This window comes from Photobacterium panuliri (genome assembly GCF_059920555.1).
Genome location: NZ_CP197192.1, coordinates 1,768,564 through 1,791,718, shown reverse-complemented (window position 1 = coordinate 1,791,718; position 23,155 = coordinate 1,768,564). Strand labels below are relative to the sequence as shown.

The 23,155-nt window shown below is 47.1% G+C and carries 17 protein-coding genes and 1 pseudogene; 4 read left to right on the top strand and 14 right to left on the bottom strand.

Annotated elements, in window-relative coordinates:
- Positions 1-489 precede the first annotated feature (489 nt).
- Both ACSF8X_RS08345 and ACSF8X_RS08340 read left to right on the top strand, forming a co-directional pair.
- Complete coding sequence (locus ACSF8X_RS08345; RefSeq protein WP_500849637.1) at positions 490-3,678, top strand: chitinase C-terminal domain-containing protein; 3,189 nt, start codon at positions 490-492, stop codon at positions 3,676-3,678.
- A 465-nt stretch (positions 3,679-4,143) separates the two neighbouring features.
- Positions 4,144-4,791: a murein L,D-transpeptidase catalytic domain family protein gene (locus ACSF8X_RS08340; RefSeq protein WP_500849636.1), complete on the top strand. Its 648-nt coding sequence runs from the start codon at positions 4,144-4,146 to the stop codon at positions 4,789-4,791.
- A gap of 153 nt (positions 4,792-4,944) precedes the next feature.
- Here the strand turns inward: ACSF8X_RS08340 and ald are convergent, their stop codons facing one another.
- The 9 genes from ald to ACSF8X_RS08295 form a co-directional block, all read right to left on the bottom strand.
- Positions 4,945-6,060 (bottom strand): alanine dehydrogenase, encoded by a 1,116-nt coding sequence (gene ald, locus ACSF8X_RS08335; RefSeq protein ID WP_500849635.1) that lies wholly within the window; start codon positions 6,058-6,060, stop codon positions 4,945-4,947.
- 481 nt (positions 6,061-6,541) lie between these two features.
- Positions 6,542-6,808, bottom strand: a complete 267-nt coding sequence (locus ACSF8X_RS08330) for a hypothetical protein (RefSeq protein WP_047877897.1) — start codon at positions 6,806-6,808, stop codon at positions 6,542-6,544.
- 15 nt (positions 6,809-6,823) lie between these two features.
- Positions 6,824-7,471 carry an HAD family hydrolase gene (locus ACSF8X_RS08325; RefSeq protein ID WP_500849634.1) on the bottom strand — a complete coding sequence of 216 codons (648 nt, stop codon included), beginning with the start codon at positions 7,469-7,471 and terminating at the stop codon, positions 6,824-6,826.
- Between the two features lie 74 nt (positions 7,472-7,545).
- Positions 7,546-8,766 (bottom strand): organoarsenical effux MFS transporter ArsJ, encoded by a 1,221-nt coding sequence (gene arsJ, locus ACSF8X_RS08320; RefSeq protein WP_500849633.1) that lies wholly within the window; start codon positions 8,764-8,766, stop codon positions 7,546-7,548.
- A gap of 63 nt (positions 8,767-8,829) precedes the next feature.
- Positions 8,830-9,831 (bottom strand): ArsJ-associated glyceraldehyde-3-phosphate dehydrogenase, encoded by a 1,002-nt coding sequence (locus ACSF8X_RS08315; RefSeq protein WP_500849632.1) that lies wholly within the window; start codon positions 9,829-9,831, stop codon positions 8,830-8,832.
- Positions 9,832-10,042: 211 nt separating this feature from the next.
- Positions 10,043-10,537, bottom strand: a complete 495-nt coding sequence (locus ACSF8X_RS08310; RefSeq protein ID WP_500849631.1) for a phosphatase domain-containing putative toxin — start codon at positions 10,535-10,537, stop codon at positions 10,043-10,045.
- Positions 10,538-10,583: 46 nt separating this feature from the next.
- Positions 10,584-11,354: a metalloregulator ArsR/SmtB family transcription factor gene (locus ACSF8X_RS08305; protein ID WP_047878141.1), complete on the bottom strand. Its 771-nt coding sequence runs from the start codon at positions 11,352-11,354 to the stop codon at positions 10,584-10,586.
- Positions 11,355-11,491: 137 nt separating this feature from the next.
- Entirely contained in the window at positions 11,492-12,574 is a 1,083-nt protein-coding gene (locus ACSF8X_RS08300) for a PGAP1-like alpha/beta domain-containing protein (protein ID WP_500849630.1), read from the bottom strand.
- Positions 12,575-12,754: 180 nt separating this feature from the next.
- Positions 12,755-14,389 (bottom strand): GMC family oxidoreductase, encoded by a 1,635-nt coding sequence (locus ACSF8X_RS08295; protein WP_500849629.1) that lies wholly within the window; start codon positions 14,387-14,389, stop codon positions 12,755-12,757.
- Positions 14,390-14,705: 316 nt separating this feature from the next.
- Between ACSF8X_RS08295 and ACSF8X_RS08290 the strand changes: the two genes are divergently transcribed.
- Complete coding sequence (locus ACSF8X_RS08290; protein WP_047877890.1) at positions 14,706-14,972, top strand: acyl-CoA-binding protein; 267 nt, start codon at positions 14,706-14,708, stop codon at positions 14,970-14,972.
- Between the two features lie 178 nt (positions 14,973-15,150).
- Here the strand turns inward: ACSF8X_RS08290 and ACSF8X_RS08285 are convergent, their stop codons facing one another.
- Together ACSF8X_RS08285 and ACSF8X_RS08280 are read right to left on the bottom strand one after the other, a co-directional pair.
- Positions 15,151-16,815: a wax ester/triacylglycerol synthase family O-acyltransferase gene (locus ACSF8X_RS08285; protein WP_047877889.1), complete on the bottom strand. Its 1,665-nt coding sequence runs from the start codon at positions 16,813-16,815 to the stop codon at positions 15,151-15,153.
- A gap of 97 nt (positions 16,816-16,912) precedes the next feature.
- On the bottom strand, positions 16,913-17,272 hold the full coding sequence (locus ACSF8X_RS08280; RefSeq protein ID WP_047877888.1) for a phasin-related domain-containing protein: 360 nt from the start codon (positions 17,270-17,272) through the stop codon (positions 16,913-16,915).
- A gap of 312 nt (positions 17,273-17,584) precedes the next feature.
- On the opposite strand from ACSF8X_RS08280, the gene ACSF8X_RS08275 reads away from it, so the two are divergent.
- Positions 17,585-19,834 (top strand): acetyl-CoA hydrolase/transferase C-terminal domain-containing protein, encoded by a 2,250-nt coding sequence (locus ACSF8X_RS08275; RefSeq protein ID WP_047877886.1) that lies wholly within the window; start codon positions 17,585-17,587, stop codon positions 19,832-19,834.
- Positions 19,835-20,179: 345 nt separating this feature from the next.
- Here the strand turns inward: ACSF8X_RS08275 and ACSF8X_RS08270 are convergent, their stop codons facing one another.
- The 3 genes and pseudogenes from ACSF8X_RS08270 to ACSF8X_RS08260 all read right to left on the bottom strand — a co-directional run bounded on the left by ACSF8X_RS08270 (position 20,180) and on the right by ACSF8X_RS08260 (position 23,110).
- Entirely contained in the window at positions 20,180-20,425 is a 246-nt protein-coding gene (locus tag ACSF8X_RS08270) for a nitrite reductase (protein ID WP_500849628.1), read from the bottom strand.
- A gap of 175 nt (positions 20,426-20,600) precedes the next feature.
- Positions 20,601-21,742, bottom strand: a pseudogene (gene nspC, locus ACSF8X_RS08265) (carboxynorspermidine decarboxylase).
- Positions 21,743-21,865: 123 nt separating this feature from the next.
- The gene (locus ACSF8X_RS08260) at positions 21,866-23,110 is read right to left on the bottom strand and encodes a carboxynorspermidine synthase (RefSeq protein ID WP_500849627.1); all 1,245 of its coding nucleotides are present in this window, start codon (positions 23,108-23,110) and stop codon (positions 21,866-21,868) included.
- Positions 23,111-23,155 lie beyond the last annotated feature (45 nt).

Genomic DNA, 23,155 nt, shown 5'->3' with positions numbered 1-23,155 from the left:
GGTATACGCTCCAACGCGGTGAGAGACTCATAACCTCGCCGCGTGCTCTTCTTTCTTTTCGCGCCCCCTCCATAACAACACCTAACACGACGGAATTAACAAGCTCTTATCCTTGTGACTTACTGATCTGCATCCCAATTCTGCCCTGCGCAACTTCAGTTAATTCGCCTGAATATGCACTGGTTTACAGTTGTTAACGTCAACTCTGTCACATTATGCAATTACTTTCACCATCGATGCATAGGTGACGGACATAGCCATCGTGCTTCATCGGGCTCTGCTTACACCAGAAAAATTCGTTATCGGTGCAAAATAAGCCTGTGGCTTCTGCAAATTCTTACCCATATTTTGCGATATGTTTTCTAAATATGAACAATGCTCGGTGATCGTTTTGCTATCAAAACTATAGTTATTTCACGGCAAAACAAAAGGCAAAAGCATGCCGTTACAATGTAACTCTGCTTAATTTCAATAAGTTAAGGACTATCAATGAAATACTTGAAACAAGGAAAGGCAACCTCAAGAGTATTCAAACTCTCTGCCCTTGCAGCTAGCTGCATGATGTCGTTTCAAGCCTACGCTGCAATAGACTGTAGCGCTATCCCTGAGTGGAATAGCAGCAAGGCTTACACTACCGGCACCCAAGTTCAGGAAGCGAACAACGTTTATAAAGCCAACTGGTGGACACAAGGCAATGCGCCATCCTCTCACTCAGGCCCATGGCAGGAGTGGACCTTGGTTGATCAGTGTGACGGCGCAGGTCCTGGCCCAGGTCCTGGCCCTGATCCAGATAACCAAGCACCAACCGTGTCGATCACTTCCCCTTCAGGCAACCAGCAGTTTATCGTTGGTGACGTTGTCAGCATTTCTGTTGATGCCGCTGATGCCGATGGCAGTGTAGCCAAAGTCGAGTTCTTTGTTGGCGGTAAGCTAGTTGATACAGCCACTGCAGCACCATACGCGGCACAATGGACAGCCGTACTAGGTCAGCAAACTATCAAAGTAGTTGCAACTGACGACAAAGGTGCAACCTCAGAACAAGTTGTTGTCATCAATGTTCAAGACGTTGCTAACGAACTGCCAACGGTATCTCTGAACGTTTCGGCCACTACAGTAGAAGTGGGCACAGCCGTCACTCTAACAGCGGATGCCGCCGATACTGATGGCACTGTTGCCAAAGTAGAATTCTTCGCCAACGGCAAGGTTTTCCACACCGCGAACAAAGCACCGTATGTGGCAACCTACACTCCAGATGCTGCTGGTAACGTATCACTCTTCGCCCGTGCAACCGACAACCTAGGTGCAACAGGCGACTCTTCTGCAGCCTCGCTGAAAGTAACTGGCACTGGCCCAATCGTAGACAACTGTCGTCCAGATGGCCTATACCAAACTCCTGGCGTGAAAGTTCCTTACTGTACAATTTACGATGCAGAAGGCCGCGAGCAAATGGGGGCCGACCACCCTCGCCGTGTGATCGGCTACTTCACCAGCTGGCGTGCTAGCGATGACCCACAAACTCAATACCTTGTGAATGACATCCCTTGGGAACAGCTGACCCATATCAACTACGCTTTCGTCAGCATCGGTTCTGACGGCAAGGTTAACGTAGGCGACGTCAATGATCCGAGCAATGCTGCAACAGGCCAAGAATGGCCGGGGGTTGAAATTGACCCAGCTCTAGGCTTCAAGGGCCACTTCGGTGCGCTTGCAACCTACAAAGCCAAGCATGATGTTAAGACTCTGATTTCTATCGGTGGCTGGGCAGAAACAGGCGGCCACTTCGGTCCAAACGGCGACCGCGTTGCTGATGGTGGCTTCTACACCATGACAACGAATGCTGACGGCAGCATCAACCACGCAGGTATCCAGAAGTTTGCTGACTCTGCTGTTGAAATGATGCGTAAGTACAAGTTCGACGGTCTAGATATCGACTATGAGTACCCAACCTCAATGGCCGGTGCGGGTAACCCAGACGACAAAGCCTTCATGGAACCTCGCCGTCCTTACCTATGGGCCTCTTACCAAGAGTTGATGAAAGTACTTCGTGAGAAGTTGGATGCAGCTTCTGCACAAGACGGCATCCACTACATGCTGACTATTGCAGCGCCATCATCAGGCTATCTGCTACGTGGTATGGAAGACTTTGATGTGACCCAGTACCTTGACTATGTCAACATCATGTCTTACGACCTACACGGTGCATGGAACGAACACGTTGGCCACAACGCAGCCCTTTACGACACAGGTAAAGACTCCGAATTGGCAATGTGGGATGTATACACCACTAAAGAGTATGGCGGTATTGGTTACCTGAACACTGACTGGGCTTACCACTACTTCCGTGGCTCTATGCAGGCTGGTCGTATCAACATCGGTGTTCCTTACTACACCCGTGGCTGGCAGAGCGTAAATGGCGGTGAAAACGGCCTATGGGGTAAAGCTCCGCTTCCGAACCAAGCTGAGTGTGCACCAGGTACCGGTGAAGGCCAGAAGAACAACTGTGGCTACGGCGCAATGGGTATCGACAACCTATGGCACGACAAGAATGCTGCAGGCGACGAAATGGGCGCAGGCTCTAACCCAATGTGGCACGCGATGAACCTTGCTCAAGGTATCTTCGGTAGCTACAACAAGGCTTATGGTGTCGATCCTGCCCTTGACCCAGCTTACGAGCTAGTGGGCAAGTACAACCGTCACTACGATAGCGTCGCGGTTGCACCTTGGCTATGGAACGCACAGAAGAAAGTCTTCCTATCAACTGAAGATAAAGACTCTGTAAGCGTTAAAGCTGACTACATTATCGACAAGGAAATCGGCGGCATCATGTTCTGGGAACTAGCCGGTGACTATAACTGTTACGTGCTAGATGCCAACGGCAACCGTACTTCTATCGATACAACAGAAGCTGCTTGTAAGACTGGCAACGGTGAATACCACATGGGTAACACCATGACCAAAGCCATCTACGACAAGTTCAAGTCTGCTACACCTTACGGCAACAAGATTGCGGCAGGTGCTGTTGCAACAGAAGCACTGGATATCAGCGTTGATGTTTCTGGCTTCAAAGTGGGCGACCAGAACTACCCTATCAACCCGAAAATTACCTTCACCAACAACACAGGCTCTGAAATCCCTGGCGGTACCGAATTCCAGTTCGATATCCCAACTTCAGCACCTGACAACGCCAAAGATCAATCTGGCGGCGGCTTGAAGGTTATTGCATCTGGCCATACAGCTGCCAACAACATCGGCGGCCTGAAGGGCGAGAAGCACCGCGTAGCATTCAGCCTACCAGGTTGGAAGAACCTACCGGCTGGCGGCACCTATGTGCTTGATATGGTCTACTACCTACCAATCACTGGCCCGTCAAACTACTCTGTAACCATCAACGGTAAAGAGTACGCGTTTGCTGCTGAGCAACCAGATCTGCCAATCGGCGACCTGAATGGCGGCGGCAACCCTGGTGGCGGTGACGGTGGCAACCCTGGTGACGGTACTTGTGACACCAACGGTGTTAACACTTACCCTAACTGGCCACAAAGCGACTGGGGCGGTAACCCTAGCCACGCAAACCAAGGCGACAAGATGATCCACGATGGCGTTGTTTACAAAGCCAACTGGTGGACAAGCTCTGTACCGGGTAGCGATGGCAGCTGGACTAAGGTGTGTAACATCTAATCCCTAACGTCAGTAATACCAAATTAAGCGCAGGCCTTCGGCCTGCGCTTTTCTATATGTCACCCCCCTCACCAACAGCGATGCTTTTTCAACCAACTTCCAAGCAAGATATCGTAACTTGATGGACAAAAAACAACCAATCAGTCATTTTTATGATAATTCTATTATTACAAAATGTGATGCAACTTTTTTATATCCCAAACAGCAAGTTACTTTATCAAAAATCACAACTTTCAATTTATCAATGCGCCACAGACAAACTTGAATATTTTTATTAATAAAAAATACAATTCAATTTAATTAACTGTCATTAAACCATTTTTTCTTGTCTCTCATTAAATAAATCCTGTTTTTTAATGCTAATCCCCATCAGCCTTGATTTTCTACAAAAGTAAAACAATGAAATTTTTATGCTAAAGTCACGCCACTCAATTACTAACTTCAATTTTGATCAATTTAGGGACAATGAAAAAAGTACTTCTTGTATTGGCACTCTCATTGATTGCCATGCCAATGTACGCTTCTGCCAGCGTCATTAGCCACTACACCTATACCAAGCATAATAAAAGTGACCTGCTAGCCAAGGATGTTTATAAAAAGGCCAATTTAAAGGGAGTTATTGATTTTAAAGTATTTAATGAAGGCTATCAGGCCTATTACAATACCCCAAAGCGCAAGAAACAGCTTTTGACGATCATCGACTACAGTAAACCATCGACCCAAAAGAGATTTTATGTCATTGATCTTAAAAGAAACAAATTGGTTTACAACACCTATGTCTCCCACGGCGTCAATAGCGGTGGCAAAACATCGACCCGCTTTTCGAACATCGTCAATTCACGCCAAACATCATTGGGAACATTCCTAACGGACAGTACCTATTACGGCGGAAACGGTTACTCACTGCGACTTGACGGCATAACCCCGGGCATCAATGACAATGCTCGCCGTCGCTATATTGTTGTTCACGGCGCAGACTATGCCAACGAATCTTTCATCCGTCGTAATGGTTACTTGGGACGCAGTTGGGGATGCCCAGCATTACCGACAAAACTAGCAAGACAAATTATTGATACCATCAAAGGTGGCAGCGTTATTTACGCACGCGCCTAATTAATAAGGCATGACGCTTAATATAAATATACATAGATACATTCACTAATTACAAATCAATGCCTTAGTTAAAATATATCTTCTGTATTTATTTACCTGTCACAAAACAAATAATAAAAAGCCCCTTCGTCGGGGGCTTTTATTCTCAATAAATCAGACAATTATTTTATATGGATCGTGGTAAGGAAGGTTCAATGCCATAGATACTTGCTCGCAAGTTATTTTCCCTTGATAAACATTTAAACCTTTCATCAAATACTTATCTTCTTTCAGAGCTGCTTTGTAACCTTTGTCCGCTAAGGTGAGAATATACGGCAATGTGACATTGTTAAGGGCAAAAGTCGATGTTCGAGCAACCGCTCCCGGCATATTGGCAACACAATAATGCACTACATTATCAACAATGTAGGTCGGATCGCTGTGTGTTGTCGGATGCGATGTCTCAACACATCCCCCTTGATCAATCGCAACATCAACGATGGCCGATCCAGGCTTCATCATTTTTACCATCTCAGCCGTCACCAATTTAGGAGCCGCAGCTCCAGCCACCAGTACCCCACCAATCACTAAATCAGCTTCCAACACATGCTTCTCGATCGCGTCTTGGGTGGAATACACACACCGAACCTTACCTGCAAATTGGTTATCAAGCTGACGAAGCACATCGATATTACGGTCTAATACAACAACATTGGCACGCATGCCAACCGCTATTTGCGCGGCATTAGCCCCCACGACACCACCACCGATAATCACGACATTGGCAGGCTCGACCCCGGGCACCCCACCAAGCAACATACCGCTACCCCCTCTGGATTTTTCCAAAGAAAAAGCACCAGCTTGGATCGACATCCGCCCTGCCACTTCAGACATAGGGGCCAACAATGGCAAACGGCCATGCTCATCTGTAACGGTTTCATAGGCAATACAAATGGCTTTGCTTTCCATCAGGGCATGTGTCTGCTCTGGATCTGGGGCAAGATGCAGATACGTAAAGAGAAGCTGCCCGTCGCGCAGCATCTTGCATTCATTCGCCTGCGGCTCCTTGACCTTTACGATCATATCCGATTCGGCAAAAACAGCCTCTGCGGTTGAAAGGATCTGAGCACCCGCCTCAATATAGTCTTGATCACTAAACCCAATACCCACCCCAGCGTTGGATTCAACATACACTTTATGGCCATGGGCAACGGCTTCGCAGACTGATGCCGGAACCATACCCACACGGTATTCATGGACCTTGATTTCCTTTGGTACACCAATAATCATTTCCTATTCCCTACTGAATGATTAAACCTTATATACACGATAAATAAAAAACCTTGGAATGTGCCACTGAATTTTAACAATATGACAACATGAGAAACCAAGAATATCTTATTTGGCAGGACATGACTCCTTTCATGATCGTCGTCACACACAATATCACTACGCAAAGAATCAAAATCAGATTAGAAAGCTAAAAAGGACAACATCGGCGGTGTATTAGACTGCCAATACTGTAACACACCAAAATCTGACACTAGAAAATACAGCACAAACACCGTATCAATATCGTGATGCACGTAAATTTATGCATCCAAAGGGAGGGAATATTCTAACAATCAGAAGAAATAACTAAATCTAGCAGTGGATAATTGCGCAGAGCCTATATAAACCGCCAAGTCACCAACACACGCGCAACAAAAAAGCCACATTACGTGGCTTTTGGATCGTTCCTAGATATTCCTTTTAGGAGCAGCAATGAAGATTAATCTTCAAATTCCCATGGCATATCAGGCAAAGCAGACAGGTTCTCAGCATATCGCTTAAGATCAAAGCTCCCACCATTCTTTACCACATCAAAGACCTCAACCGACAATGCACAAGCAATCATCTCAATGGCTTCTTCGCGTGGGGTACCTGTCATCATTAGACGCATCAAGGTTTCTTTTACTTGAATTGGGTTACCGTCTGCCAACTGGTTTTCTACTGTCTCAACCAGCATCTCGCCAGTCATGATATCTTCATCTTGCATGTTAGTGCCTTTCGTTTAAGCCACCAGCCAGTCTGACTGATGTTGTGATGCGTGCGTTAGCGTTGGATAGCGGTAATTTGTTTTGCCTACCCCTACCGAGTGTAGATCATTGACAACAACCAAGCGCAGCCCCGCAGAATGTGCTGACTGGGCGCCGGTTTCACTGTCTTCAATCGCCACCACTTTATCTGTCGGTAATCCTAACCGTTCACAGGCTAATAGGTAAATATCTGGTGACGGTTTATTTGAAATCACATCTTCTCCGCACACTATGTGGTCAAAATATGCTAGCCAACCCAACTTACCGAGAATACCTTCAACATAGTGCCTTGGTGCCCCAGTCACAACCGCCAAAGGTAAACTCCCATGCAGTTGCTTTATCATATCCTCAGCGCCAGGGCGTACCGGCATCAACCCCGCCACAAGCGCATCAAAGGTCAAGGCCTCCATGTCACGAACGGTAATTGTCGGGCAATGTGCCAAACCATGTGTCTCATGGAAAGCCGCCGCCACTTTCTCCCACGGTACCCCTGCAAACTCCTTCAAAAAATCAGCAGGGCTCACTTCAACCCCATAACGGGCAAAATACTGGCTCCAATTACCAGCATGGAAAACCTCTGAATCAACCAGAGTTCCATCAAAATCAAAACATACTGCCTGCATGAACGCTTATCCTCCATTATCGGAGCGATATCATACTGGAGTAAGGCGTTAGCAAAAACACCAACACCTCACAATTATGATTTGGGATGGGCGGGTAACTTAATCGAAATCAACGTCGTTGCCGCCAAAAAGGCAAAAGAGACCCACAAACATGCCGCAAGCCCATACTGCTGGTAAATCAATCCAGACAAGATGGTGCCGATCAAGCGTCCCATGGCGTTAGCCATATAATAGAAGCCGACATCCAACGAAACACCGTCATCTTTTGCATAGCTAACAATCAGGTAGGAATGCAGCGAAGAATTTACGGCAAAAATAGCACCAAACACCAACAGGCCAATCACAATCATCAACTGCGGCTGCCATTGATAGCCTATCCCCAAAGCTATCACCGCAGTAACAACCGCCAGGCCACCAGCCCATACCATAGCTGCACGCCCATCAGGAACAACACCTTTGGCTTTACCCGTGATCCGCGGTGCAAATCCCTGTACCAAACCATAGGCAATCACCCAAGTGGCAAGGAAGCCCCCTACCATTAAATGATCCCAATTAAAGACTTGGCTTAAGTAAAGCGGCAATGCCACCACAAACCAAACATCGCGGGCCCCAAACAAAAACATCCTGGCCGCAGAGAGAATGTTGATACTGCTACTTTTTGAAAATATCTGTGAAAACTTAATCTTTTGCTTGGCTTTCCCCATGTCTTTCTCAAGCCACATCAGGCTCAGGATCAACACAACAAACAGCACTGCAGCCATAGCAACAACGGCCCCTTTGAAGCCAATAACAGCCAACAACAAACCGCCAAGGAAAAAACCGGCCCCTTTCAGCGCATTTTTCGAACCGGTCAAAATCGCGATCCACTTGTACAATGCCCCCTGCTGCTCATTGGGCACTAGCGTCTTGATCGCGCTTTTAGCACTCATTTTATTGAGGTCTTTCGCAATACCCGACATCGCCTGAGCCAACATCACCCAAGGCACCGTCAGCATGGTCGAAGGCACCGCCAGCATAAGCAAAGCAATCACCTGCATCCCCAAACCAATGTTCATTGTTCGGTTCAGACCTAACTTGGCACCGAGCCAACCACCAATCAAATTGGTCACAACGCCAAAAAATTCATAGAACAAAAACAAAGAGGCGATTTCCAACGAGGTATAGCCAAGCTGATGGAAATGCAACACCACCAGCATCCTCAATGCACCGTCAGTAATCGTAAAATTCCAGTAATTAAACGTCACCAGCATGTACTGGCGGACATCCTTAGAAAGGTTCGATATAGCAGCAATCATACCTGTAAGCCCGATTCACTCTTGAACAAGCTGGCCGCCTTATTGCGACCAGCTCAGTACCTCTTACACCAACCCGACCTTGCGGATCAACTCGGCGGTACGGGTGGCATAGCCCATTTCATTGTCATACCACGCGTACACCTTGACCATGCGGTTATTAACAACCATGGTAGACAGCGCATCAACCACAGTCGAACGCTGATCGCCTTTATAATCAATGGAAACCAACGGACGATCTTCGTAGCCCAGAATCCCTGTTAACTCACCCTCGGCCGCTTCCTGCAACGCCGCATTGATTTCCTCTGCCGTTACATCACGGCTCACATCAAAAATAATGTCAGTCAGCGAGGCATTAGCAAGAGGAACACGTACCGCATGGCCGTTAATCTTGCCTTCAAGTTCAGGGAAAATTTCAATAATTGCCTTTGCCGAACCTGTCGTGGTCGGGATCAGACTCATACCACAAGCGCGTGCCCGACGAAGATCCTTGTGCGGCGCATCCAAAATTGTCTGGGTATTGGTTAAATCGTGAATGGTCGTGAACGATGCCTGCTCAATACCGAATTTCTCTTGGATAACCTTTACGACCGGTGCAATACAGTTTGTCGTACAGGATGCAGCGGTGACAATCTTGTGCTGCTGTGCATCAAATAGGTGATCGTTGACGCCAACGACAACGTTCAATACCCCTTCTTCCTTGACGGGAGCCGAAACAACCACGCGCTTAACCCCCTGCGCAAGATACTTGTTCAAAAACACAGTCTGGCGATGAACTCCCGTTGCTTCAAGAACCACATCACACTGTGACCAATCAACGGCATCGATATCGCGCTCTTGCGTGCAACGGATCGACTTGCCGTCAATTGTCATCGTATCGCCTTGCGATGTAACGGCATGGTGCCAACGCCCTTGTACCGAATCAAACTCAAGCAAGTGCGCCAGCGTATGGGCATCTCCCGCAACATCGTTAATCTGGACAAATTCAACATCCTGCCAGTCAAAAGCAGCCCGCAGCGCCAAACGACCAATTCGACCAAACCCGTTAATACCGATTTTCAGTGTCATAATCACTCACTTTTATATATGGATAAACGTATATATGATTTTTCAAATATACTAGCAGCTAACCGAGAAGATGCCAGATCTTTTTTAGGAAAGTAGTTCAATAATTGATCCTATACCCTCTCTAACAACGGGTTATAGGCAGCAAAAACAAAACTGAAGATATAAAAAAACCCTGCCGATGCAGGGTTTTAATCAACGAGAAATGGTTTGGTTATTTGTAGGCTTGGATATAATCAATATGCGCCTGACGTGTAAATGCCCCAGGCCGCAAAGCTTGAATTTGCTCAATCGTAGGTGCCAACTCATAACCTCGAGCCAACATAATGCGCGCGGCAATCAGACCGGTGCGGCCAGAGCCCCCCATGCAGTGGATCACCAATCCATCACCGTTATCAAGCATCGCCTGAGCCGCTTTGTTCGCTTCCGCCCAGTTGGCATCAAATGGCAATCCTGGTGCACAATCATCCTCTATCGGCAAATGGTACCAACGCAGCCCTAATTCTCGGCACTGATCAGCAAGAGCATCCAACCCGCCTTCCGGCAAATCATCAGCTTCAAGAGCCGTAAAAACGGCTGTGGCTCCTTCCGCCTTTAACTGAGCCAGTGAGTCAACCAACGAAACCTCCTTGCTTCCCGGACAAGGGGTAAGCAACAGCTTTCCGCTATCAGTCATCGGCAGAGTCCAAAATGGATGTGTGTTTGACATAATTTTACCTTTTGTGATTGTAGATGAGAGACTAACCCCCATCTGCTTATTCAGTATGTACCTGTAAAAAACCCGGCTTCTTACGCTCACTCAATCGGCTTAATTTTAGTTTTTCCTGATTGATCATACCGGGGTTGCCATTTCTGACCGTGGCCAAGGTATGCTTAACCCATAACGGCAAAGCATCGCTGAAATGGTAAAAAATCCACTGCCCCTCACGCTGAGTATCCAGTACCCCCCCATCACGCAAGAGTGCCAAATGGCGTGAGACTTTAGGCTGGCTCATCTCAAGTACAGAGACCAAGTCCCCGACGGTGAGCGCTTTTTCGTCTTCGATCAACATCAAGATCCGCAAGCGAAGAGGATCGCTCATGATCTTGAATAACTCTACCGGCCCCATTACGCAGGTCTGCTCTTCCCCGTTAAGCATCAAAAAAAGGGCAATACGTTGTTGCAACCCATCGCAAACCTCACGAAACGGCGCAACACCAACCTGAGGCTTAGGATCTTTAAAATCCCAATGCAACAATGCGTCAGAATCAGCAAACAAGGCACATTCATTGCTGGCCTTGTCGCACAATGTGATCACTGTGTCGAAATGCTGATCCTGAAGATCAAGCGCTGACAAACTTTGCAAATTATCCGCAGCAATGCCGCGTTCTGCCAACACCTCATAAACCCGAGGATCAACGGATTCTGGCTTAGTGCCGGCACTGAATACCTCGTAGCTCTCCCCCGCCATATGACGCATCATCGCTTCTGCCAACTGTGATCGGGCTGAGTTGCCAGTACAGAGAAAAAGAATTCGCTTCATCATTACATCCGGCATTAGTGACATTAAGATCATAGAATCAATATATATGATTTATCGAATATATGATAGAGCAGATATAAAAATCCCGCATCCTGTCGAGACAGGCATGCGGGATCACTGACTATATTGTATGGGCAAAACTAATCCGTATTTTGTAACACCCAACCTTTTACTTTTGCTTGCACCACAGGGTGATACAAAAGATTAAGATGGCTAATACCGCCGACAAGCCACTGATTTTCAGGCTTATATCCCAAAGCCATCGTTGACTTCTCAGCCAAGCCCAATGCACTGCCTACTGGTACTAAACCATCACCTAGCCGCCTATTGTTTTCATCACTGGTATTTTTGCCCAAACAAGAAGCCACTGCGTAACACTGGGTATGCTTGGGTAAGGCTGGGCGTACATAAATATTCGGGCCATCGGTTAGCAGCCGCCGGGTATCTTCTTCCATCCAGCTTTGGTGACGAATAAAGCCGTGGCTCAGATCTTTGCTGCCATTACTGCGGATTTCTCCCAATTTCTGTAAAAAACGCAATTGAGGCGTCACCGTAATTTGTTCGTCAATCCAACATGCCAGCCTTGCCAGTGGAGCTCCATTGTGTGGCGTACCTAAGGTAACAAAAGTACGTAACATTCCAAGCCAGTCAAGCTGATGTTCTGCCGCATAAAAGCAGGCACTGCGAGTCACCAAACCACCCATACTATGGCCTATAATCACCAGCTCTTTGACCTCAACCGGCCAAGCCTTCAATAGTTTCTCTAACCTAAACGCCAATTCCTCACCATTAAGAGAAATATGATTGCCCGTGTTGTAGCGCAAGTAAATGGGTGTGTAACCCGCATTCACAAACTGCTGACCATGATCCGGCCCCTTTTTGATCCAGCCTTTGTCTGCCATGCACCATCCATGAATACAAAGCACAATTCTAGAAGTATGCACAGGCAACTGCCGCTCAAGCTCAGCAGTGTCATAACTCAATACTTGATGCAAATCGGTAAATACCATGGGGGAAGCCAATCGGCTATTGCGCTTAAGCAGCACATCACCAACCATACCGTTCAACATCGCGATCAGCGACTCTTTTTGAGAAGGCGGCAAGTTTTGATCAAGCATGGTCAAAACATGTTCTTTTGCATGAATTGAGTTCTCTTGCAAAAAAATAGAAATTTCATCTTTGAGGTGTCGAAATGTATGACTAATAGAATTCTTGGTGATCATAATGCAACCTCAATATGGATCTAAAATAAAAAAACAAAATGCAGAACAAATAAAATATAACGATTTATCACCTTGTCAATTTCAATTTAAATAACCTCGATTCGATTATATATAAAATAATTAGAATAAGCATTCCAATTTATTTAAATTTAAAGCGGGAACTTTCCCGCTTTAATACAGCTAGGCCGCATAATGCTCATCACTCGCCTGATGCTTTATTCCTTGCATATCTTCTAGAATCATATCTGCCGCTTTTTCTCCGATCATAATTGTCGGCGCATTAGTATTACCCCCAACAAGCGTCGGCATAATTGATGCATCAACAACACGCAATCCTTTAACCCCATATACCTTTAACGACGCATCCACCACAGCCATACCGTCAGTTCCCATTTTACAAGTACCAACGGGATGATAAATAGACTCAGCCTTACGGCGGATAAATGCCCGCAGTTCCTCATCACTTTGCACCTCTTTTCCCGGGTAGACCTCGTCACCTCGGTATCGGTCAAATGCAGGCTGTTTAAGTATGTTACGCGATAACTTTATGGCTTTGAGCATCACCTCAATATCGTCCGGATGCTGCAAATAATTGGCGGCAATAACGGGAGGATCGTTAGGGTCTGTACTTCTCAACGTCAGATGACCTCGGCTCTTCGGCCGCAAATTACAGGCGTGCAAAGAGTAACCGTGGCGAACCGTCTGCCACAAATTCAGCCCGTGGTTATCCAAAAAACAAGGAGAGAAATGAAATTGCACATCAGGCTTATCAAGCTCAGGATCGGTTCTGGCAAAGCCCCCCGCCTCGGCTACATTTGTGGTGAAATTTCCCTTTTTAAACAAAAGGTAATCGACTACCCCCTTAAGGGCTCGCAACATAGCCACGGGGGAGAATCCCACCGAATGGAAAGTACGCTCACGGGTCACGGCCAAGACATCGAGATGATCCTGAAGGTTTTTCCCCACCCCTGGCAGATGATGTTTAACCTCTATACCCAATTTTATCAGCTCTTCCTGATCACCGATTCCCGACAACATCAAAAGCTGCGGGCTATTTATTGCCCCACCAGCTAACAAAACTTCTCTACTCGCCTTAACGCTCTTAACTTCGCCTTGTTCACGGTATTCAACGCCAACAGCTCTATCGCCATCCATCAGAATACGAGTTGTCAAAGCCCCTGTTATCACTGTCAGGTTCGGGCGAGATTCTGCAGGTCGCAAATACGCTACCGCACTGCTACAACGCTGCCCGTTGCGCTGAGTAACTTGATAGAAGCCAACACCATCTTGACTTTCCCCATTAAAATCAATGCTGTAATGATGACCCGCTTGCTTGCCCGCTTTTATAAAAGCCTCAGATAACGGGTTACGAATACGCAAGTCAGAGACACTCAAAAAGCCTTCCGTACCATGGTAGGTATCCGCCCCACGCTCCTGCGCCTCTGACTTACGAAAATACGGCAAGACATCTTGATAGCCCCAACCTAGATTGCCCAACGACTCCCACTCGTCATAATCGCTCGCGTGACCTCGGATATAACACATAGCATTGGATGAAGAGCTCCCACCCAACGTCTTGCCTCTTGGCCAGAAAAGTCGTCGGTCATCCAGTCCTGGTTCTGGCTCGGTATAATAGCGCCAATTCATAGTCTTTGAATGCATCATACCAATCAGCCCCAGAGGGACATGTACAATGGGACTGGAATCTCGCGGACCCGCTTCAAGTAAGCAGACTTTTACTGCTGGATCATCAGACAACCGATTAGCAAGAACACAACCGGCCGATCCTGCTCCTACAATAATGAAATCATACATGCTATCCCCTTAATCCATATATTTAATGCCAGCCAAGATTTCCAGTCTTTAATTAAATAACACTAAATAATATTAGTGTATTTTAACCCCATCGAACTTTATTTATTTTGGCTTCCACTGCAATTGAAAAATAAATAGTGATCTATATTAAATTTCTTGCATAAGAGTAAAGACAACTAAGCCGACCAGTGTAAATTAGCTATAGGAAAAAGGAATAAAGCATTTTTACTTATCTTTCGCTTTTATCCCATTATTTATTGCTTTCTCAATTGAGTATTTGCATTAGTAGTACATAACGGAAATAAAGGAACATATCATGGCAGATTTACAAGCATGTTTTGAACAGGCACAAGCAGATGTTAAACAACTCACCAAACGTCCATCAAACGACGAACTGCTGGCCCTCTATTCTTTGTTCAAACAAGCCACAGAAGGTGACGTACACGGCAAGCGCCCAGGAATGTTCGATTTTAAAGGCGCGGCAAAGTACGATGCGTGGGAAAAACTAAAAGGCCTGGACAGCGCATCAGCCATGCAGCAATACATCGACAAAGTCAGTGAACTGCAGGCTGTCTACGCGTAATTCCAAACGCCATTTACAGATCACAAAAGGCCACCCAAACCGGTGGCCTTTCTCATTTTGCTCCTCACCCACAAATCCAGCGGAATCGGCTTTGTTGGCCTCAAATAGCAAAAAGCCCGAATTCTAATCACAAATTCGGGCCCTCTTTAATCGCAAGCTGATAATCTACTGCTCGAGTTTAGCGAGAAATCTGTTTTGGCAATTCCTCGTCGTCAGCCAAATGGTCTTGATTCTTTGCTGGCTGCTGCGGATCAACCTCCACGGTTGCCGACATCATATCCATCAGCTTCTCTAGCTGTTTTTCCAGCTCTTCGACTTTGCGCTGCTTTTCCAAATACAGAGCCTCAAACTCCTCATCCTCAGGCGTCAGTGACTTCTGCGCAGCCTCTACCGCCAACTGCACGGATCGTCCTTCCTCATTAGATTGCTCCAATTGCTCGGCGACCGCCATCGCTGCCTCGTCCATGACCTGCTGCTCAATATCGGCAAATGCCTCACACATATAATCAGCAATCACCTCAAATCCCGGCAGAGACTGACGACACCCAACCAACGAGAAGTACATAACACCCGCATTACTAAAGAAAGTAATGTTCAGCGTCTGCCCCGGCATCAACAAAGAGACAGGATACTGCTCATGCACCTTGGCCCCCATGAAATAGAGCTCTTCACGCGTGCCCGGCACATTGGAGATAAGCAGGTTACTGGCAGGCGGAATAAAACTGTTCAAGCCAAATTTACCACTGATCAGCGACACCCCGTTTACCAGCAAGGAATAGTTCACATAGGCATCAGGAGATATGTTGAGAGCCTCTCGTTTGAGGTCAACCGTCGCTCGCTTAATGGATGCCAAACGTTCGAGTGGCAGCATATTGGCCCGACCAAGCTCAACATGGCCTATCGACATTTTGTTGCCCTTCGCGTCCAAATCGCTCTTGTCACGCAAATTTATCGGCATCATTGCAACCAACGGTTTGCGCAATGGAATCGCCCTGTCGTTAAGGTAGCGGTTCAACGCGACATCACAAATGGTATACAGCACATCATTCATTGAAGAGCCGGTGATCCGACTGACATGCTTCAACTGAGACATGGAGAATTGCCCTAGGCTCACTCCCCGCGAACGCTGTGGACTAAGATTGAACGGGGTTTTCGGCGCAGTAAAAGGGACTTTCAAATCACAATCGGCAATATTCAGTGCTTTCAAAGCCAGCTTGCTGCCTAAGCGAAACATCGATGGCAACAAAGAGAGCTGCTTGCTGGCCGTCATTGCCGTTTTCAACACCATATCCGTAAGGTGCTTCTCCTCACGCTGCTGTCTGGAGCTCTTGCGCAGATCACACTGCCAAATTGGCTTGGCAAAGGAATTCTCTACCTCAGCGGCACAGCTCTGAGTAAACAGGTTACTTGCCCTCACGCCATCAGCCATTGAATGGTGAATTTTGAGTATCAGGGCAACACGGTTGCCTTCCAACCCTCCGACAACCCACACTTCCCACATCGGTCGGCTGCGGTCAAGAACCTGACTGTGCAGGCGTCCCACCAACTGCTGGAGCTGCCGCTGATCACCCGGTGCCGGTAGCATGGTGATTCGAAGATGATCCTCAAGATTGACATTTCTCACCGTCTGCCAACTCGGCTTGCCGGTCAAAGACCACTGCAATTTCCAGTTAAACGGCGGCACAACATCAGGTTGTTGCAAGAAAGCAGAGTATAAATCCTGCGCATAATTGGCTGCATGTGATTCAGGCGGCTCAAGGGTCACCAACCCGGTCACATGCATTGGGGTTTTGGCCGTCTCAAAAGCTATAAAGCTAAAGTCCAGCAGAGACAAACTTGGCATATCCAGTCCTTATGTCTATCCATGTCAGGTGGGCTGGCAGAAAATCACCACGGCCATCGGATTTCTAGCCTTTGACCCACCTGTGTACTTCCGATAATTATTTATCCGTCATGCCATTAATGACGGCCTGCATACGATCCAGTTTCGCTTCAAGATGAGTAAGACGCTCGCGATCCAGCCCGCAAGACGTCTTCAACGCACGGTTAATCCCTGTTTCAACCTGATCGGCAAGCATCTCGCGGGTATCATTAACCCGTTCCAAGAGCTCCGATTCGGCCTCTTCCCCTTTTTTCACCAAGCCGTTAAACCGACTTTGGGCCAGATGTTGAGCCATACCAACCTGCTCCAAGCCCATCTTATATGCTCCCAGACCCGCATAGATGGTGGTTTTGACTGACTCTTGCCCAATCCTAGTGACGGACTTCACACTACCTAGCATCTTCATTGGATTGATCATTTTTATTCCCCTTCACGAGAGTCTTGCTATTACTACTATTAACGTACCAATTAGAATTAGAGAGCTCTTTCTAATTCCGGAAGGGAATTGCTAACAAGTTCACACAACCAAAGACCCCTTTTTCTCAACCGTTTCACCACAAATTGACCCCTCGCCTCTGGGCTGTGACTAAGTTCACCAAACTGATATAAAAATGCTTTCAGGTTATAAAACTGCTCAAAATAGAGTGAAGGCTCTAAGTTCGGGGACAACAATGGAAAGATAACAACTATAAGAACACTATTGAATAATAACCCGAACAAGGAATGCGCCATGTCAGTCATAGAACGTCTGGATTCTGAATCCTCTAACCCTACGTTTACTGCTGTTACCACCGATACACCGACCAAGCCACCCGCAAAGGTGATCAGCAAAGCCGATGCGCTCGTCGATCACATCATTGCAACCGTGGGTAAGGAAATCATTCTCGGGCTACCTCTCGCAATAGGCAAACCAATCAATTTGGTTAATGCGTTGTACTTGCGTGCCAAGAAAGATCCGAGCATTACGCTACGTATCGAAACCGGTATAACCCTTGAAAAGCCGGTTGGCAAAAGTCGGATCGAGAAGAACTTCCTTGAACCCTTCGTGGAGCGTGAATTTGCCGGTGTCCCTGACGCAGAATATGCTCTGGGTCTGCGTAGCAACACTGTGCCGGACAATGTGACAATCAGCGAGTTCTTCTTCAAGGCGGGCAGCCATATCAACTCGCCGCAACAGCTAAACTACACCAGCACCAACTACACCCATGCGATGCGCGACTTGCTGGACAAGGGCGTCAACGTCATTGCTCAATTGGTCGCCAAGCGCACTGAAGATGGGATCACAACCTACAGCCTAAGCAGCAACTCTGATCTGGCCCTTGATATGATCCCAGAGATGGACAAGCTCAAGGCGATGGGCAAAGGCATTGCGGTTGTCGGCGAGGTTAATACCAACATGCCGTTTATGTACAACCACGCTGAAGTGGCAGATAACCAGTTCGACTTTATTCTCGACGGCAACAGCGAGCCTGACCACAAAGACTACAATCTGTTCGCAGCCCCCCATGCCAGTATCTCTGCCGAAGACCATATGATTGGTCTCTACTCAAGCTGCCTGCTCAAAGACGGCGGGACATTGCAGGTTGGGATTGGCTCGTTGAGCAGCGCCCTGACTTACAGCACACTTGTCAGACAGCAAAACAACCGCATATACAACAAAATGCTCTCTGAGTTGAATGTCTATGAAAAATTCCCGATTTGCCGTGAAGTCGGCGGAAGCGGCACATTCGAAACGGGGCTCTATGGCTGCAGCGAGCTCATGGTTGATGGATTTGTCCACCTCTACAAGGCTGGAATCTTAAAACGTGAGGTTTTCGAGGATCTCACGATTCAAAACCTGATCAACCAAGAAAAAATTGGGGTGGATGTCGATATCAGCACAGTCCTCATGCTATTTGAAGCAGGAGCCATTCACGCTCAGCTCACCTCTGCTGATGTCCGTTACCTCAAGCGTTTCGGTATCTTCAACAAGGAGGTAGAACTGATTGAGGGCTCACTTCATGTCCAAGAAGAGAGCTGCGCGGCAGATCTGCAAAACACCGAAGCACTGGAATGGATTAGCAAGCATGCCCTTGGCAATCGCCTGAGCGGTGGCGTCGTGATGCATGGTGCATTCTTCATCGGCCCTCAAGATTTTTATCAGGCGCTGCGTGACTTCAACGAGGATGACCACAGCAAGTTCTGTATGACCAGCGTGAACTACGTGAACGATCTCTACGATCATATGCTCGGCAATCAGCAGATCAAGCAAGCCCAGCGCAAACACGCCCGCTTTGTTAACTCAGGGATGATGGTAACCCTTGATGGATCTGTCATCTCCGATGCCCTGGAAAACGGTCAAGTTGTCAGCGGAGTTGGCGGGCAATACAACTTCGTTGCCCAATCTCACCAAATGTGGGATTCCCGCTCTATTATGAAAGTTCGCAGCTGTACTTTCAGAAAGGGCAAGCTGATCTCTAATATTTTGTTTAACTACGGTCACAATACTATCCCACGTCAATTGCGGGATATCGTGGTCACTGAATACGGTATCGCCAACCTTCGCGGCAAACCGGATCACGTTGTCTATACCGAATTGATCAAAATTGCCGACTCACGCTTCCAGAAACAGTTACTGGAACAAGCAAAAGCCGCAGGTAAAGTCGCCAAGGATTACCAGATCCCGAAAGAGTTCACCAACAATACGCCTGAAGCAATTCAGGCATTCTATAAAAAATACACGAATGAGGGATTCTTCGGGCCATTCCCGTTCGGCTGTAGTTTTACCGATCAGGAACTCCAACTCGGCAAGGCACTAAAAGCTCTAAAAGCCAAAACCGCAACACCGCTTGGTAAGTGCAAGACCATCGCGAAGGCACTCTCCGCACCTAAGCCGGATGATCGCATCAATACCCTACTAAAACGAGTCGGGCTGAACGAGCCACAGAACTTAGAGGAAAAAATAACACGTAAACTACTTGTTGCTGAACTCAGTATATAAGTAGGAGCTCTATCTTCACGAGCCTAACCCCTAATCACCAGAAAGTGGCAACACCAATGGTGATTAGGTCTAACTGGAAGCGAGATGCCTATGAAGAAAAAGAATAATGAAAGTGCCCTATGCCCCTATGCTGCAATATGGGGTTGCCCGAATTGCCCGGTAAAACGTATTTGCCCAGGCAAAACGACGATTGGTGATCAACCGATTAAGCGACAGAAAAGCAAACAGAACTAGGTTCACGGCACCTTGGACGGCATCCTACCATCGTTCAAGGTGTCCTGTTTTGGCTACGCAATATGAATTTCAAACCCGGCAATTACAATCCCCGAAACACGACTACCTTACTCAATCATAGAGCGATTCAATTTCCTTCTTAACCTGATAGGACTTATCGACAACAATTTTCTCCAGCACCGCAACGCGCTCTTGAAGCGACGAAATCTCCTGCTGCAGCTCTTGGTGTTTATTACTGGCTTTTTCCGAGGCAACCTTCTTCATCTCAAGTGCGTGCATGGCTTCTCGATGTGACAATAACCGCCTGATCACTTCATAACCAAAAATAATCGCAATTATTATGATAGCGATATCCATATCGTTCTCCTTGTTGGCTTAGGTAATACACGAGTGCGCATCAAATAGCATAATCTCAAGCCTACAGACCTCTGCCCATGAACAAAAGCTCAAGATGTGACAGATAACAAAAAAGAGGACCAATAGGTCCTCTTTCATTCACTTGTACTGGCTCGCCAATGGCATTAGCTCGGCATTACTTTACCGACCACTGAGACAGTGAACGCTTGAAATCTTCATAGCCAAACTCATTGAGTTTTTGGATTTCACCATTGCTACGTTCACAATACACGGATGGCATCTTCAAACCGTTGAACCAGTTCAGCTTCACCATGGTATAGCCGGCACTGTCCAAGATATGGAGGCGCTGACCAATTTCCAGTGGCTGATCAAAATTAGCAACACAGAACTGATCACCTGCTAGGCAAGAGCAAGAGCCGATAATATATTCATTGGTGCCATTCTCTGATGCTTCGAGAATAGAAGCTGGCTCGTTATAGATCAGGGTATCAAGACGGTGTGCTTCTGTCGCCGAATCTACGATTGCTGTTTTCTTCACGTTCTCTACGATATCGACAACTGTCACAACCAAATCAGTTGTTTTGGTGATAATCGCTTCACCAGGCTCAAGGTACATTTGTACCCCATGCTTTTCAGAAAACGCTTTCAGTGCTTTGGCCAGCTTTTCAATATCGTAGTTTGGCCAGGTAAAGAATACCCCGCCCCCATGCTCACCCAATCCAGTTTGTCGAGGTATTCGCCAAACTGAGCCGAGATACCATCTAGAAGACCGATAAATGCATCAACATCTTTGTTCTCACAGTTCATGTGGAACATCACGCCGTCAAGAGTATCGAAAACCTCTGGGTTGATATGGTCAGCCTGCACACCAAGACGCGAATACTGGCGAGCAGGGTTAGCCAAATCTTGCCCCGCGTAGCTAATACCTGGGTTCAGGCGCAAACCCAAAGACACATCTTTGCCTTCAACAATGTGACGGTATGCCGCCAGCTGAGTCTGCGAGTTGAAAATCATCTTGTCACAAATATCAGCTACTTCGCGTACGTCGTCTTCACTGTAACCTACGCTGTATGCATGTGTCTCGCCACCGAATGTCTCGTAGCCCAGTTTCACCTCGAACGGGCCACTACTGGTGGTACCGTCTAGGTATGGCTTGATGATGTCAAACACACCCCATGTCGAGAAACATTTCAGGGCCAATACCAACTTCACGCCAGAAAGCTCTTTTAGCTGCTTGGCTTTTTCCAGATTAGCAATCAACTTGTCTTCGTTGATCATGAAATATGGCGTTTTCAATTCTTCTTTTTTGAATGTCATTGTCTTTTACCGCAAACAAATCTGATCCTATAGATAAGAAGGGAGCTGTTGCTCCCTTCTTGCCTATCAACTTGGCTTCAATTGCCGTATCTCTATATAACGACAATCATCAGGCAGCCTAGGTTATTTCAAAATTTTAATGTCAGGCTGACCGACTTCCAGCTCTTGTACTTCCCAGCCAAGGCCAATTGACGGCATGGTTTCTAGGAATGGATCCGGATCCAGCTGCTCCATATTGAACACGCCGGCATCTGCCCACTTGCCACGGAAGAACTGAAGCGCAGCGGTAATCGCCGGAACACCGGTTGTGTAAGAGATCGCTTGGTGCTCCACGTCTTCGTAAGCCACTTCGTGATCAGCGATGTTATAAATAAATACACTGCGTGCTTTGCCGTCTTTGGTACCTTGTACCCACGTACCGATACAAGTATTACCTGTATAGCCCGGAGCCAGAGATGTCGGGTCTGGCAACAGTGCCTTAAGCACATGCAACGGCTGTACTACCGTACCATCATGCAGTGTCAATGGTTCTGGACTTAACAAGCCGATATCACGCATACAATTGAAGTAATTGAGGTAACGGTCACCGAAGCCCATCCAGAATTCGATGCGTTTGGCAGGAATGTACTCTTTCATCGAGCGCACTTCATCGTGTGCCATTGAGTAAACTTTCTGCTTGCCGACAAGTGGGAAATCGAACTCAAGCATACGCGAGTGACACGGTACTTGTTTCCACTCACCGTTTTCCCAGTAGAAAGAGTCGCCCTGAATTTCCAGCATATTGGTTTCAGGATCGAAGTTTGTAGCAAACTTTTTGCCGTGATCGCCGGCATTAACATCCATAACATCGATGGTGTCGATTTCATCAAACAGGTGCTTCACGGCATAAGCTGCGAACACACTCACAACGCCAGGATCGAAACCCGCACCCAGAATACCTGTGATGCCAGCTTCTTTAAATTTTTCGCGGTAACCCCACTGCCAGTCGTACGCTTCAGGTACTTGCTGGCCTTCTGAACAAAGGTCCACGGCTACGGATGTATCAAGGTAGGAAACTTTGGCCTGATAACAGGCTTCCATGATTGGCATATTCACCCAAGGTGGGCCAGCATTGATAACAAGATCAGGCTGCACGTCCTTGATCAGGGCAACCAGTGCATCGACATCGTCTGCATTCACTGCACGGGACTGCAGTTTCTTAGACGGATCCTTCAGGTTATTCTTTCCTTTGATAGAGTCGATAATCTTGTCACATTTACCAACAGTACGCGATGCAATAGTGATATCGCCAAGTACATCATTATTTTGAGCTGCTTTATGCGCTACAACCCAACCAACACCACCTGCACCAATCTGTAGAATTGCCATTTCTTCTTTTCACCATCCATTTTAAAAGTGAGTAAGAGATACAGC